Genomic DNA, 14,961 nt, shown 5'->3' with positions numbered 1-14,961 from the left:
TAATCTTCTCCTTAAAATTTATAATACATACTGGCTGATCGCTCGAGCGACGCCTGAATTCTCATTTGAATACTTTATCACAATATCTGCAGCAGCTTGAGCTAAGGGGGTGGCATTAGCCATAGCTAAACCCAGCCCTGCCCACTTGAGCATACTGACATCATTGGCTTCGTCTCCTAAGGCCATCACTTGCTGCCTGGAGATTCCCAGTCGCTGACACAGTATTTCGAGTCCAGCAGCCTTATTTACACCCTTGGGCATGATTTCAAAGATAATCTCTCTGGACTTGAAGGCATCAAACTGTTGGTAGAGATGCTTTGGAAGTTGATCTAGTCGTTGATCTAGATAGTCTTGATCGCAGACCGTGACAATTTTATTATAATCTCTATCTATCGGCAGCTGATCTAAACTCAGAATCTCTCTAAAGGATAGCAAGGGATTAGCTTGAGGATAGTTAGAATGCTTGCCTTGACTGGCTAGGCTGTAGACCAGATCGTCACTCAAGATATCTACGGGCAAGGCAAGAGGCTCAAGTATAGACTGAATTTGTTGGATCTCATCTAAGCTCAAGCATTTCTTGGATAGTACTTGACCGGTATTTTTCTGTACCAGACCACCATTAAAGGTAATACTATAGTCGTCATCACTAAGTAGACCAAGATGGTCTAGTAGATTTCCAATAGCTGCTAAAGGGCGACCTGTCGTAATCACGACCTTCACATCTTTTTTCTTTGCTTCTAAGATAGCCTGACGATTGGCAGCTGTGACCTTTTTTTCTGCGTTGAACAAAGTCCCATCTAAATCCAGGGCGATAAGGCGTATGTCTGACATCTAACTCACCAAACTTTCCATATAGGTGAGCACTGCCTGGTCGTTGCAATGACCAATGATTTCATGGCTGATAGCCTTGATCTCGTCTCTAGCATTTGCTGTTGCGATAGCCTTACCAGCTAGCTGCATCATCTGATAATCATTCATATTATCACCAAAGGCCAAAATCTGACTGGATTCTATTCCTAAATGCTGGCACATCCCCTTAAGACCAACAGATTTGTCCACATGGTCTAGAATAATATCCATAGAAACAAAGCCTGTGGTCAGAGCTGTCAGTCCTTGGAACTCTTGTGTAATCCACTCCTCACGCTCCCTGACAGTATCTTCTGTAAAATCTACAGTCAGTTTCAAGATGTCATCATCGATATCATCTAGACTAGCAATCTTTTGAATATTTTCATAGTAGAGGGACATATGATCCATATAAGACTGACTGGCGCCTTCTAAAACGTAGGCTCCCTTTAAGCCAGAGAACATATAACCATTCATATTTGGCAAGTCTTCTAGTGTCTGGGCTAGCCGACGATAGAGGGAGGGAGCCATCTTAGCTTCAAAGAGGATCTGATCTTGGTACTGAACATAGGAACCATTTTCAGCAACAAAGGCGATGCTATCCTCAAATCCTTTGAAAATCTCTTTGAGTGCTAACATGGAACGTCCGCTAGCAACGGTGAAAAGAAGTCCTTTTTCTTTGAACTTAGGTAGGAGCTTAGCCAGTCTTTCACGATCATAGCTGCTGTCCTCTCTTAAAAAAGTTCCATCCATATCTGTTGCAATCAGCTTGAAGCCGGTCATCGTTTTCCCTCACTTAAAGTTTCCTGTACCCTATTTTATCAGAAAGTTAGGCATTTTTCTGCTTTTTTATCCAAGTATTCCATTCTTTTTGTAAGTGGAAGATGCTCGACACCTGTCTAGGATATAACCGTAGTCTTAGTTTTTCAATATATTTTTTTGAAAAAATCTAGTACTTTGATTTTTGGCAATAATTACGCTACAATAAGGATAATGAGAAGAAGATTAAAACCTCTTGTCGTTTATGTCTTTCTGACCCTAATTGGTTTGTTTATCAGTTGCCTTGCTGTAATGGAAATTTCATCTGAAAATCACAGTTTGGCAGCTGCAAAAAATAACATTCCCCAGGCTAGTACCTCTATGAATCAGACGGCATCATCTTCGACAAGTTCTAATGATGACGACAGTTTAATGCCTATCATCGATGTCTCAGGTTGGCAGCTTCCCGAACAAATAGATTATGATATTCTTTCCAAAAATATTTCTGGTGCTATTGTTCGTGTATTTGGAGGTTCACAGATTACTAAAGATAGTAATGCTGCCCATTCTACAGGTATCGATAAATCCTTTAAGACACATATTGAAGAATTCCAAAAGCGAGATGTTCCTGTAGCTGTTTACAGTTATGCCCTTGGAAGTTCTGAAAAAGAGATGCGTGAGGAAGCCCGTATTTTCTACGAGAAGGCGTCTCCTTACAAGCCTACCTACTATTGGATCGATGTGGAAGAAGAGACCATGTCAGATATGAATAAAGGGGTTGAAGCCTTTAGAGACGAGCTCAAGGATCTCGGTGCTAAAAACATTGGGATTTATATTGGTCCTTATTTTATGTTGGAGCAAGAGATCTCGGTGGATAAGTTTGATTCTGTCTGGCTACCTACCTATGGTTCTGACTCAGGTTACTACGAAGCAGCTCCGATTACAGACATTGACTACGATCTTCATCAGTATACCTCACAAGGTGTTTTACCAGGATTTGATAATGTCTTAGATCTTAATCAAATCAATCCCAATAAAAAACCCAAAGACATTTATAAAAAATTATTTGGTACAGCTAATAAAAAAGATTAAACGCAGACGTCAGACTAAGTTTCAACTTAGCCTGACGTTTTTGTAGCTTTAAACCAAGGTCTGGTAGCGCAATTTTCTTATCAGTCTTATGATATAATAAGACTGATTATCATGACAAAGAAAGGACTAACTATGGCTAAAAAGAAAAAAACCAAAAAAACACTAGTCGATCAAATTTTGGATAAGGCAAAAATCGCACATGATTCCTTAGACTTTAATGGCTTAGATGGGGAACTTCCACAGGGAATCGAGCGCCATGAAATCTTTAAAACCTTGGCCTTGATCGGTGATAAGACAGGCCCTATTATCGGAATTGTTCCCATCACTGAGCACCTTTCTGAAAAAAAGTTGGCCCAGATATCTGGCAATAAAAAGGTTCATATGATTCCTCAAAAGGACCTCGAAAAAACAACAGGCTATGTCCACGGTGCTAATAATCCTGTTGGGATCCGTCAAAAGCACCATTTTCCTATTTACATCGATACTGTTGCTCTTGAGATGGGGCAGATGATTGTATCAGCAGGAGAGCTTAAGCGCTCTATTCGCATTGATTCTCAAGTACTAGCTGATTTTGTCTCAGCTGAATTTGCTGATATTAAGGAGTAGGTATGCAGTTATATTTTGTCAGACATGGAAAAACTCAATGGAATCTGGAAGGGCGGTTTCAGGGAGCTAGAGGAGATTCTCCGCTCTTAGCCGAGTCCTCGATCATCCTTGAGGAACTGGGACAGTATTTATCAGATACTGTCTTTGATCAAGTCTACTCGAGTCCTCTCAATCGTGCTTTATCTTCTGCCCATCTGATCATGCAAGAAAATCATCATCCGACAGCTATCATTACAACACCAGCCCTAAGTGAATGGAATCTGGGCCGTTTAGAGGGACAAAAATTTTCCCTCTTATCAGCCATCTATCCGGATCAAATGACAGCCTTTCGGACCAATCTCCTGCGCTTCAACAATGAGCTTTTTGAAGCAGAATCTGTCTATCATGCTACCAGACGTGTCGCTGATTTCGTAGCTGATCTGAATTACGATAAGGATCAAAAAGTATTATTAGTTGGACACGGTGCTTGCTTCACTGCTGCTATCAACTACCTCCTAGGAGGAGAACCTGGGGAGTTACGCCAAAAAGGAGGATTGGATAATGCTAGTCTGACTATTTTAGATAGCCCAGATGGCAAGCATTTCACACTCCTGAGATGGAATGATACTTCTTATCAGAAAGAACCTATTTAATCTGGAGGGGTTATGTCAAAAATTACCGCCAAGCGTGTCACCAATTATGAGCTCTTTTACGATCTTGTATTTGTTCTAGCCATATCTCGTTTGATTAATTTTTTGCACACTGACTCAATCAATCTTGGACTTTTGACGTCTTTTGTCGTATCGACCAGCCTTTTAATGTCTATCTGGGTCTATCAAACCATCTATCTCAATAAGTATGGCGAATCTGATATGATGGATATCTATCTCAATATCCCTGCCATGTTTATTTCTGGTAATTTTGGCCTCATGCTAGGGCTGCGTCACTACACGATTAAAGAATATCTCATCTATAACGGTCTCTTGCTCCTAGCCCATGCTATCATTTTATGTCAGTACTACCTACGTGGAAGAAAAATTGGCTTTAATACTGATATGCTTGCTTCTATGAAACGATTAGTGATTTTACTAGTCTATGTCAGTTCTCTTATCTTAGTCAGTGGTGTTTTCCGCCTGTTTGATTATCATGATCCTCGTTTTTTACTGCTCTGGCTTGCGACTTGGCTACTTCCCCTTTTCTTTCAACAATCTCTTGATATTCGGCGGATTAATTTTCCCCACTTAGTAGAGCGCTTCCAGTTATTGATGATCATCACCTTTGGAGAAACCGTTACTGGTCTAATTCGAACCTATCCTCTCTATCAATCTCCCATTCTGGGGGTCCTTTATTTTACGGGGATTTCTTTCATGTTTGTGGCTTATATTTCCCAGACTTATCTGACTATTAACCGGCATCAAGAGACAAGGGGATTGGTCTTGATCTACAGTCACCTTTTGATGATTATTGCTATCAACTTGGTTACAGGCGGTATCGAAAGTCTGTCAGATCCTAAGCACATGAGCTACGGCCTGGGCTTATTTTTGGGGGGACTAGCGATTTTTTATCCGTCACTCTATGCCACTTCTATCTATAATCGTAGGCTTTATCGCTTTGCTCGAAATAATTATCTTCCCTACATGGGAGTCCTAGCCATTGGTTGCTTGGCTATGTACGCTACTAGACATTCTTCTTTGATCCTTGCAGCTATATTTGCTGGGGTCTGCTTCATTATTCCAAGGCTGAATTTCCATGCCAGACGTAAAGCCAGAGCCAAGGCTCAAGAGACATCTTAGTTCTGCGTAGCTGTCTAAAAAATCCTTCTGCTAACTAATGAGCAGAAGGATTTTTTGATGATATTATTAAATCTAAAGGAATCTAACAGATCCTATCTATACCATAATGGAATTTTTGATTTTTTCGCACCTGACGGTCAAAACCATAGTCTTCAAAGATGGTGTCTTTAAAGTGAGCTTTGATAATAACCGCTTTTCTGGCTAGACGTCTAGCCTGTTTGATAAAGTCTGGAGTGAGGCTGTTTCCTTTAGCCAGTGGCCTTATTCCTTCTAAATTCTGGGATTCCTGAATACTGCTTGAAAACATAGGATCAGCATAAACTACATCTACTGACTGGGCAGGCTGGGTCATCATGTAATCAAGTGCTTCTTGGTTATAGGATGTTAGTGAGCGCATTGCTTGATCTAATCGCTTATTGCCAGAAACAAAATGCTTGAGCCCATGGCTAATGATCAAGTGAATCAAGGGACTAGCTTCTAGAGCTGTCACCTGATGACCAGCGCTAGCCATAAGGAGACTATCACTAGCCAACCCCATCGTTGTATCTAAAATCGTCAGGGGGGCTTTCCCTAGGAGATCAAGTAAGGGATCGTGCGGGGCTTTCATTCTCAGCATGGCTGTATCTGGGTGAAAATACAGCTGAGCTCCATCTGTATGAACAAAAAGCAACTTATCTTGGTAAACAATCAAGGCTGGGCCATAATTGCTAATCAACTTACTTAGTGATAACTTCCGGCGCTCAATATAGATAGCCCTCTGCTCACAAGCTAGTCGTTTGGCTTGAACCACCAGATTAGGATTTTGTCTCAGGCTGGTTGTTACAATAAAACTTGTCACTTTAATAATCTCCACGGATAAAATCGTGGACTTCTTGCCAATAGAAAGTCGATAAACGATCTAGCTCCTCTTGGCTAAAGGGTTTGGTAGCTGCGGCTTGAAGGTTAGTGTCAATCTGCTGGATAGATTTAAAGCCTGGGATAACAGCTGTTATCCCTTTTTGTTGCAGGATCCATTTCAGGGCTGCATCTGCCATACTGTTACGGCCTTCCTTGATCCATGCTAGCTTGTCTACTAGCTCAATAGCCTTGTCAAAGGGAAGTCCGCCAAAGGTCTCACCGACATTAAAGGCGGCACCATCTCGATTAAAGTTACGGTGGTCATTGGCTGGGAATTGACTGTCTTTATTGTATTTTCCTGTCAAAAGACCGCTAGCAAGCGGTACCCGGGCTAGGATGCCGACATTTTGCTTAGCTGCCTGGGCAATCATCTGGTCGACTGGTTTTTGACGCAAGATATTGACAATAACCTGGAGGCTGCTGGCCTTGGTGTTTTCAAGGACAAAAAGACCTTGGGCATCAGTCTCAACACTGACTCCATAATAGCGAATTTTTCCTTCTTTTTTGAGATCCTCTAAAACAGCAAAGACCCCTTGATCTTCTAAAACTTCTGTACTAGCGCAGTGAATCTGGTAAAGGTCAATGGCTTCTACTCCTAAGCGGCTTAGGCTATCCTCACAGTAGCTTTTCACCTTGTCATAGGTGAAATTTGCAAGATCCGCAAAGTTGTCACGACGGCCGAACTTAGTTGCAACATAGATTGTTTCCGAACGTTCTTTTAATACTTGGCCGATGATCTCCTCACTGCGACCACTGCCATATACATCTGCTGTATCAAAAAAATTGACCCCAGAATCCACAGCATGATGGAGAGCTTTGAGGGATGTCTCTTCGGCAACATTACCCCAATCTCCTCCAAGAGCCCAAGTTCCTAGGCTAACCTCGCTGATCTTCATATCTGTATGTCCTAGTTGATTGTACTTCATCGAAAATCCTTTCTTATCCTAGTTTGACGCCACTATTATATCATGAGAAACCATTTTGAGGATAACGAAAAAACTACCTTCAAACACTTTGTTTCAAAGGTAGCTTGCTCATATTAGTCACTCAAAGTCTTGGGGTTATTCTGGACGTGATTTTCTTGCAATATCCGCTAAGATGTTTTCAACAAATTCATCCAAAGCTTCGGTATGGGTCTGCTTGCTGCCGTAGCGACGAACATTGACAGATTTGTCGGCCATTTCCTTGTCTCCCACAATCAATTGGTAGGGAACTTTTTGCGTTTGACTTTGACGAATCTTATACTGCATTTTTTCATTGCGCTCATCTACTTCAACACGGATACCACGGTCACGCAAAGTCTTTGCTACTTCCCAAGCATAGTCTGCATGTGCTTCATTGGAAATTGGGATTACAGTAACTTGTTGCGGTGCTAACCAGGTTGGGAAGGCACCCTTGTAAGTCTCAATCAAGATAGCAGTAAAGCGCTCCATAGTAGAGATGACTCCACGATGGATCATGACAGGGCGGTGTTCTTCGCCATCAGCACCTGTATATTTGAGATCAAAGCGCTCTGGCAAGAGGAAGTCCAACTGGATAGTTGAGAGGGTTTCTTCATTACCAAGGGCAGTTTTGACCTGAATATCCAATTTAGGACCGTAGAAGGCAGCTTCTCCTTCTGCTTCAAAGTAATCTAGCTCCATATCATCCATAGCCGCTTTAAGCATAGCTTGGGCATTTTCCCACATTTCGTCATTATCATAATACTTGTGGGTATCCTTAGGATCACGGTAGGATAGGCGGAAACGGTAGTCCGTCAGATTGAAATCTTCATAGACATCGATAATCAGCTGCAAGGTTTTTTGGAACTCTTCTTGGATTTGTTCTGGGGCAACGAAGGTATGACCATCGTTGAGGGTCATTTCCCGTACCCGCTGCAGGCCTGTAAGGGCACCAGATTTTTCGTAACGGTGCATCATACCAAGCTCAGCAATACGAATCGGTAATTCACGATAGGAGCGCACATGATTCTTATAAACCTGGATGTGGTGCGGACAGTTCATTGGCCGTAAAACAAATTCTTCCCCGTCGCCCATATCCATGGTCGGGAACATGTCCTCACGGTAGTGTTCCCAGTGTCCTGAAGTCTTATAGAGATCAACAGATGCTACTGGTGGTGTGTAGACATGCTGATAGCCAGCTGCCAATTCTTTATCGGTGATATAGCGCTCTAAGATACGACGGATTGTTGCTCCATTTGGCAGCCAGAAAGGTAAACCTTGTCCAACTTCTTGAGAAATCATAAAGAGATCAAGCTCTTTACCAAGCTTACGGTGATCCCGCTCTTTAGCTTCTTCCAAGCGTTTGAGATAAGCCTTTAGATCTTTCTTGTCAAACCAAGCTGTCCCGTAAATTCGCTGCATCATGGCATTGTCGCTGTTACCTCTCCAATAGGCTCCTGCTACGTTGAGCAGATGAAAAACCTGGATGCGTCCAGTTGAAGGCACATGTGGTCCACGGCAGAGGTCAACGTATTCCCCTTGACGGTAGATAGTCAGCCCACCTTCGTCTTCAGAATGTTCTTCGATTAGTTCTAGCTTGTAAGGATCGTTTTTAAAGATTTCACGCGCCTGATCTTTTGTCACTTCTTCACGAATAGATGGGAAGTTTTCTTTGACGATCTTCTTCATTTCTTCTTCGATACGAGGCAGGTCTTCATTTGAGATTTGACCGTCTTTATTATCCGTATCATAGTAGAAGCCATCTTCGATAGCTGGGCCAACACCCAAATGAATATCTGGGAAGAGGCGGCGTGCTGCTTGAGCAAAGAGGTGAGCAGCTGAGTGACGCAGGATGGCAAGAGCATCCTCATGGTCAGGGGTTACGATTTCAATCGCACCATCCTCAGTAATCGCACGATTCGTATCAATCAACTTACCGTTAAATTTACCAGCTAAAGCTTTTTTAGCCAGAGAAGTGCTGATTGATTGTGCAATTTCAAAAGTTGTCACGCCAGATTCAAAGTCACGCACGGCGCCATCTGGAAAAGTAATTTTAATCATTATTGTCTCCTTTTATAAAATTCTTTTTTATTACAGCTGCCTTAAGTGGTCGGCACGCAAGCAACCGACTTCGTCGCTCCCAAGAGACTATTATGACGCAAGGCTTTGAAACAGACTATCAGATTGCTGCGTAATCACCCAAGGTAACTGTCAAAATATAAACATAAAAAATACGACATCCTCAAAGGACGTCGCAACGTGGTTCCACCTTCATTTATTCACGACAAAAAGTCATGAACCTCATGTTTGGTGATAAGGGGACCACCCTTTTATGTTTGCATAAAATCTAGGAAGGAGTATTTCCTGCTAGATCTGTACTTTTCCACCAAGCAAGTACTCTCTGTAAAAAATCAACCGCAGAAAACATATCTTCGCCTAATATTATATCAATCTGGTAAAAAATAGCAAGGGTAACTGCGTAAAACAGCTTAGCCAGCATCGTTTCCACTTAAATTTTGACGTCTTATTACTTAGTAGGTCTAGTCCAAGAAATCCCAAATAGATTTAACCAGTTTTGCTGGAGCCTTGACAACTTTCCGTGAGGTACTGACAGTTGTCTTGACTGCCTTGGTTGGTAGGATAACTGCCGATTTAGCAAGACGAAGGGTACGATCTGTCGCACTGCCTTCAATCGTCAACGATACCTTGCTCGGTCGCTTGCTCTGGTAGGAAATCAGGATATCTAGGTAAAATTCATAGATCGATTGCCCAAAATGCTTATCTGAAACCTCGTAGCGCTTCTTCTCCAGCTGTACCGGTGTCATCTCTGGCGTCCTAGCTATAGCTTCCAGAATCGCCTCAGGAAGATCTTGCTCTTGATAGAAAAGATGGCCAAACATCCGATTAGTGATCAGATCATCAAGGTAGGGATTGCCATGGGCAATGATCGGCGTCCCCATAGCTAGACTCTCAATATAGGTCAGCCCTTGTGTTTCACTGGTTGAGGCAGAAATAAAGAAATCTGCCGCTTTATAGTAGACCGCTGTTTCTTCATGAGCGATCATTCCAGTAAAAATCACTGCGTCACTGATGGATAAATCCTCGACCTGCTCCTTAAGTGTCTCTAAGTAGGGACCATCGCCAACAACAACCAGCTTAACATGAGGATTGTGGACCAATACTCTTGGCATAGCAGCTAAAACGGCTTGGATATTTTTTTCAGAGGATATCCGAGATAGGCTAAGGAGCACCTTGTCATCGGGAGCTATCCCCAAATCTGCCCTTAATTGGGCCACTTGCTCTTGCGACACCAACTGACTATCATAGTTTTCTAAGGGAATGCCTGTAGAAATAATTCGTTTAGGAATCTTTATACCGTAGTCCTCCAATAAATTGAGAACAATGCGGCTGGTACAAACCACACCATCTAGGTCACTTAAAAATCCTCGGACGATATATTTGACCATGCTGGGACGAATCAATTTACCATTAGCAATGTAATCCACATAATCTTCATACTGAGTATGGTAGGTATGAACTACTGGAATGCGCAGGGCGGCCCCTACCCATTTTCCTAATAAGCCCAAGCTAAACTCTGTCTGCGTATGGATGATGTCCAAGTCCAGATCCTTAGCAATCTTGTAAGTGGTTACTAGACCACGATAAACCACACGGCGGTCAGAAAAAGAGACAAAAGGTACGCTAGGAAGACGGATAATGGTTGGATCTTCATCTCGCTTAAGTCCCTTATCTGTTGCTGTAAATATGTAAACGTCATGCCCCATCTCCTCAAGAACAGATTTGAGCGTTGCCGTGCTGGTTCCGACTCCTGAAATTTGGGGAAAATAGGTATCTGTGAATAATCCAATTCTCATCTTTTTCAATCCTGTTTATTTTTTCTGCCTGCCAGCCTGCGCTTGTTCTTTATAAAAGGACAACCAAGTCTCTAGAAGCCTCTCTTGCGAATAGGTCTGAGAAATAATTTTGGCTGATGCTTGCAGGTCTGCAAGACCCGAATGATCTGAGGTCAACTGGACTAAGCCCTGACTCATTTCCTCTACATCCTTGGCTGGGTAGTACATGCCTTCTAAAATATCATGATAAAGCTCCAAATCTCTCAGCATGATAGGAACACCACAACTGGCAGCCTCCAATATGGTCATAGGAAAGAGCTCCTTATAACTAGGTAGGATAAATAAATCTGCACTTCCGTAGAGCTGGCGCATTTCCTTGGGACTGACAATCCCTGGAAAGCGGACATTATGAGGGGGATTAGCCATGATTTTTTTATAGGCCTCATAGCCATCTGTGATGCCCCCAAAGGAAAAACCACCTGCCCACACAAATAAATGGTCTGGATGCTCTTTGGCCAGCGCCAAAAAATCATCAATTCCTTTTCGCTTTTGCACCTGACCGGCACCTAGGACGACAAAGCGATCGTCCCAGCCTTGTTCTTGCCGATAGCTAGTCCGCTCCGCTTCACTCAGAGGGTACCACTTCTCCTTGTTGACAAAGTTAGGAATATAGGTGATTTTTTCTCTAGGAATACCAAAGTCTACCAAATCTTGAATAAAGCTTGGGTTGACAACCACTAAGTGGTCCATACGATTGTAAAAACTAGTTACATAGCGGCTGACGATGCCATGGAAAAGCTTAGGAATCTTTAAGCTCCCATCAAGTGTATCCGGCAAAAAGTGGACATAACCGATGTTGCGTCCACTGCGTTTTCTCCGAAAGCTCGCTAAATAGTAATTTAAATCAATGGTATGATAATGGGTAATATCTGCCTTAATAGGTAAATTTTCTGTGACTTCGAGCTGATCTTGAGCCTCTCTTTTCAAGAGGCTAACCAGCTCACGATAAGCACCTGATACCCCTTGACCAGGAACTTTTTCACTCGAACTTAACATATTTACCTTTAATTTTTGCTCTGTCATGTTTTTATTATAGCTTATTTTACTAGAAAATTCATGACTTCATGCTAAAAATACGCACTCGTAAGCTATAAAAGTGAGTCAAACAAAAAAGTGCCTCATCACAGGACACTTATTAGTATTAGAGACTGGAGCTGCGTTTGGTAATACCATGATTAAGGATGATATGATGCTCATCTAAGTCTTCCTTATTCATGATTTTAGTCAGCATTCTCATACTGACAGCACCTAAATCATAGATTGGTTGGTTGATCGAGCTCAAGTTGGGGCGAGTAAACTTGACGATAGGGGAGTCGTTGCTGGTGATAATCTCAAAATCTTCTGGGACAGACTTTCCAGCTGCAAAGAGACCATTGAGTAGACCTGCTGCCAACTCGTCATCTCCCACATAAGCTGCTGTTGCTCCAGAATTGATCACACGCTCAGCTAAGGCAAAGCCTTCATCATAGTTGGACTTAACCTCAAAAATTAGTCCTTCGCTATAGGTTAGACCCTTGTCTGCCAAGCCCTCTTTATAGCCTTTAAGTCGCACCTTACCATTGATATCATCGATCAAGGGACCAGAAACAAAGGCAATGGCTGCATGGCGTTGGGCAAGTTCTTCAACAACATCTTTGGTCGCTAAGCGATCATCGATCGTCACACTTGGAAACTGCTGATCCAAATCAACTGTTCCTGCCAGAACAACGGGCGTTCGTGAGCGTGAAAATTCAAGGCGGACCTTGTCCGTCAAATGGTGCCCCATAAAAATAATACCGTCAACTTGCTTGGCAAAAAGCGCATTGATCACGGCCACTTCATTGTCACCATCCTCATCACTAGAAGCTAGGACAATATTGTACTTATACATGGTTGCAATGTCATCGATCCCTTTTGCTAGGATAGAAAAATAGCTATTAGCAATATTGGGAATGACAACACCGACAGTCGTGGTCTTTTTACTGGCTAGCCCGCGAGCGACAGCATTGGGACGATAGTCTAGGCGTTCAATCACAGCCAAGACCTTCTGACGGGTATTTTCTTTGACATTTTTATTACCGTTAACCACACGACTGACCGTAGCCATAGAGACACCTGCTTCACGGGCAACATCATAGATCGTAATCGTTTCATCTGTATTCATGGGAATCTCCCTTCTTATATGAAAATAACGCTTTCAAATGTATATTAACACATTTTGTAAACACTTTCAATTTTTTTTGATAAAATCAGAAACCATCTTAATCTGACCATCCTTGTGCTTTTTCTATCTAAACCTTGATTTTTTTGGAGTATTTTGAAAGAATAGACTGGATCAATCACGTTATGAAAAGAGGTTTCCTATGTCAGCATTAAATCAGTTACAAGATTACCTTATCGCCAATGAGGCTCGCTTGGCTATCCTATCAAATCCTGTGACGATTAATTATTTAACCGGATTTGATTGTGATCCTCATGAGCGGCAGCTCTTTCTCTTTGTCTATAGTGATCTTGAGCCTGTCCTCTTTGTACCTGCCTTAGAGGTTGCTAGGGCTAGGAGCGTTGTTAGCTTTACTGTTATTGGCTATGATGATGCGGAGAATCCTTGGAAAAAAATGAGCGAGGGGTTACCTCGATTGGAAGATCATATCATTTTTACAGAGTTTGACCACCTCAATCTCACTAAATCCCACGGTCTTCAGTCTATCTTTCTGGGGCACTTTTCTGATATCTCTCCTTTTATCAACCAGATGCGCTTGATAAAGAGCCCAGATGAGATCCAAAAACTCCTCTTATCTGGAGTCTATGCTGACTATGCTATAAGGGTAGGTATCGATGCCATTAGGCAAGGGGTAACCGAGATGGATTTGATTGCCACTATCGAGTACGAACTCAAAAAGAAAGGGATCAGTCAGATGAGTTTTGACACCTTGGTTCTTTCAGGCAGCAATGCTGCCAATCCCCACGGTGTCCCAGGTACCAATGTCGTCCAGAATAATGATTTTCTTCTCTTTGATCTTGGTGTTATGTATGAGGGCTATGCTTCTGATATGACACGAACTGTGGCTATTGGTAAACCTGATCCTATCAAAGAAGAGATCTATAAGGTCTGTTTAGAAGCCCAGCTCACTGCTCAAGATATGATCAAGCCAGGCGTCCTCGCTAGTGAGGTTGATGCAGCAGCTCGTCAGGTTATTGAAAAGGCTGGATATGGCCCATACTTCAATCATCGCTTAGGACACGGAATCGGCATTGAAGTCCATGAGTATCCGTCTATTTCAGCAAGCAGCGATCTCATCCTCCAAGAAGGGATGTGCTTCTCGATAGAGCCAGGTATCTATGTGCCTGGTAAGGCTGGAGTCCGTATTGAGGATTGTGGCAGCGTTGGTAAAAACAGCTTCCAACCCTTTACCTTTACACCTAAAGAACTTCACTATGTCGAGTTATGATGAGAAAGTCAGCCGTAAGCAAAGAAAAATCTGTGAAGCATTCACAGAAAAAAACAATCCACTCAAGAATTTTCCTTGAGTGGCTTTTATGATAGCCTAACTGACTATTCCTCTAGACGTTTATCAAAGTCTATTTTTTCTCTAAGACGGGCTTCCTCAAGATCATCTTCTTTAAAGCGGATCTGTCTGATAAAGTCGTCATGTCTATCCTCTACTTCTGCTAAGTAACCAATGAGATTGATGTTAGGAGCCTGCATTTGTATCTCTTGAAAGATAGCCTGTTTTTCTTCAAAAAAATGTCGGCTATCCTGTCGAAGGTCGTAGAGCTCCCACTCCATCTCATCGAATTCCCTCATCCTAGCAAAGTGATCATCCTCTAATCGTTCACGCTCTTTCCTATCCATATCTAACCTCCTTAAGCTTGAACTGGGTTATTAAAATGAGGTTCAGAGAGTGACTGTGCTTGATTGATAGCTGCATCAGCTGAAAGACCTTCTAGAGCTGGCTCAATCGTTGACATAATTTTAGAGACCGTTTGAGATTTTAATTCTGAAGATAGGCTATCTAGCTCACTTTGGAGGTCTGAGCCTATACTTGCAATTTTACTTTGTGCTGCCGCTACCAAAGCTCTAATCATGGCTCTTTCTTGGGCTTTTTTCATCTCTTTTAGAGCTTTTTTGAGCGCATCAATATCTTCTGCTTTCAC

The 14,961-nt window shown here is 42.4% G+C and carries 15 protein-coding genes; 5 read left to right on the top strand and 10 right to left on the bottom strand.

Annotated elements, in window-relative coordinates; genetic code table 11:
• Nucleotides 1-18: 18 nt before the first annotated feature.
• The gene (locus tag AC4HAJ_RS03440) at nt 19-831 is read right to left on the bottom strand and encodes a Cof-type HAD-IIB family hydrolase (RefSeq protein ID WP_491078765.1); all 813 of its coding nucleotides are present in this window, start codon (nt 829-831) and stop codon (nt 19-21) included.
• Entirely contained in the window at nt 832-1,629 is a 798-nt protein-coding gene (locus AC4HAJ_RS03435; protein WP_491078764.1) for a Cof-type HAD-IIB family hydrolase, read from the bottom strand.
• 210 nt (nt 1,630-1,839) lie between these two features.
• Here AC4HAJ_RS03435 and AC4HAJ_RS03430 point away from each other — a divergent pair, with 210 nt between their 5' ends.
• The 4 genes from AC4HAJ_RS03430 to AC4HAJ_RS03415 all read left to right on the top strand — a co-directional run bounded on the left by AC4HAJ_RS03430 (nt 1,840) and on the right by AC4HAJ_RS03415 (nt 5,075).
• Entirely contained in the window at nt 1,840-2,697 is an 858-nt protein-coding gene (locus tag AC4HAJ_RS03430; RefSeq protein WP_491078763.1) for a glycoside hydrolase family 25 protein, read from the top strand.
• Between the two features lie 132 nt (nt 2,698-2,829).
• The gene (locus AC4HAJ_RS03425) at nt 2,830-3,303 is read left to right on the top strand and encodes an aminoacyl-tRNA deacylase (protein ID WP_491078962.1); all 474 of its coding nucleotides are present in this window, start codon (nt 2,830-2,832) and stop codon (nt 3,301-3,303) included.
• Between the two features lie 2 nt (nt 3,304-3,305).
• Nucleotides 3,306-3,935 carry a histidine phosphatase family protein gene (locus AC4HAJ_RS03420; protein WP_491078762.1) on the top strand — a complete coding sequence of 210 codons (630 nt, stop codon included), beginning with the start codon at nt 3,306-3,308 and terminating at the stop codon, nt 3,933-3,935.
• Nucleotides 3,936-3,947: 12 nt separating this feature from the next.
• Nucleotides 3,948-5,075, top strand: coding sequence for a low temperature requirement protein A (locus AC4HAJ_RS03415; protein WP_491078761.1), 1,128 nt, complete (start codon nt 3,948-3,950; stop codon nt 5,073-5,075).
• 82 nt (nt 5,076-5,157) lie between these two features.
• Here AC4HAJ_RS03415 and AC4HAJ_RS03410 read toward each other — a convergent pair whose 3' ends face one another.
• From AC4HAJ_RS03410 to ccpA, 6 genes are all read right to left on the bottom strand, one after another.
• Nucleotides 5,158-5,913, bottom strand: a complete 756-nt coding sequence (locus tag AC4HAJ_RS03410) for a class I SAM-dependent methyltransferase (protein WP_491078760.1) — start codon at nt 5,911-5,913, stop codon at nt 5,158-5,160.
• 1 nt (nt 5,914) lies between these two features.
• Nucleotides 5,915-6,898 (bottom strand): aldo/keto reductase, encoded by a 984-nt coding sequence (locus AC4HAJ_RS03405; protein ID WP_491078759.1) that lies wholly within the window; start codon nt 6,896-6,898, stop codon nt 5,915-5,917.
• Nucleotides 6,899-7,033: 135 nt separating this feature from the next.
• The gene (gene thrS, locus AC4HAJ_RS03400) at nt 7,034-8,974 is read right to left on the bottom strand and encodes a threonine--tRNA ligase (protein ID WP_491078758.1); all 1,941 of its coding nucleotides are present in this window, start codon (nt 8,972-8,974) and stop codon (nt 7,034-7,036) included.
• A 479-nt stretch (nt 8,975-9,453) separates the two neighbouring features.
• A complete protein-coding gene (locus AC4HAJ_RS03395) occupies nt 9,454-10,788 on the bottom strand; it encodes a glycosyltransferase family 4 protein (protein WP_491078757.1) in 1,335 nt (444 codons plus the stop codon).
• 15 nt (nt 10,789-10,803) lie between these two features.
• Nucleotides 10,804-11,850, bottom strand: coding sequence for a glycosyltransferase family 4 protein (locus AC4HAJ_RS03390; protein ID WP_491078756.1), 1,047 nt, complete (start codon nt 11,848-11,850; stop codon nt 10,804-10,806).
• Between the two features lie 118 nt (nt 11,851-11,968).
• Nucleotides 11,969-12,970, bottom strand: coding sequence for a catabolite control protein A (gene ccpA / locus AC4HAJ_RS03385; RefSeq protein WP_491078755.1), 1,002 nt, complete (start codon nt 12,968-12,970; stop codon nt 11,969-11,971).
• Between the two features lie 199 nt (nt 12,971-13,169).
• Here ccpA and AC4HAJ_RS03380 point away from each other — a divergent pair, with 199 nt between their 5' ends.
• Nucleotides 13,170-14,255, top strand: coding sequence for a M24 family metallopeptidase (locus AC4HAJ_RS03380; RefSeq protein WP_491078754.1), 1,086 nt, complete (start codon nt 13,170-13,172; stop codon nt 14,253-14,255).
• A 104-nt stretch (nt 14,256-14,359) separates the two neighbouring features.
• On the opposite strand, the gene AC4HAJ_RS03375 is transcribed toward AC4HAJ_RS03380, so the two are convergent.
• Nucleotides 14,360-14,659, bottom strand: coding sequence for a hypothetical protein (locus AC4HAJ_RS03375; RefSeq protein WP_491078753.1), 300 nt, complete (start codon nt 14,657-14,659; stop codon nt 14,360-14,362).
• An 11-nt stretch (nt 14,660-14,670) separates the two neighbouring features.
• Complete coding sequence (locus AC4HAJ_RS03370; protein WP_491078752.1) at nt 14,671-14,961, bottom strand: hypothetical protein; 291 nt, start codon at nt 14,959-14,961, stop codon at nt 14,671-14,673.

This window comes from Streptococcus sp. ALY_211 (genome assembly GCF_058314555.1).
This window is presented reverse-complemented; position numbering and strand designations above follow the sequence as displayed.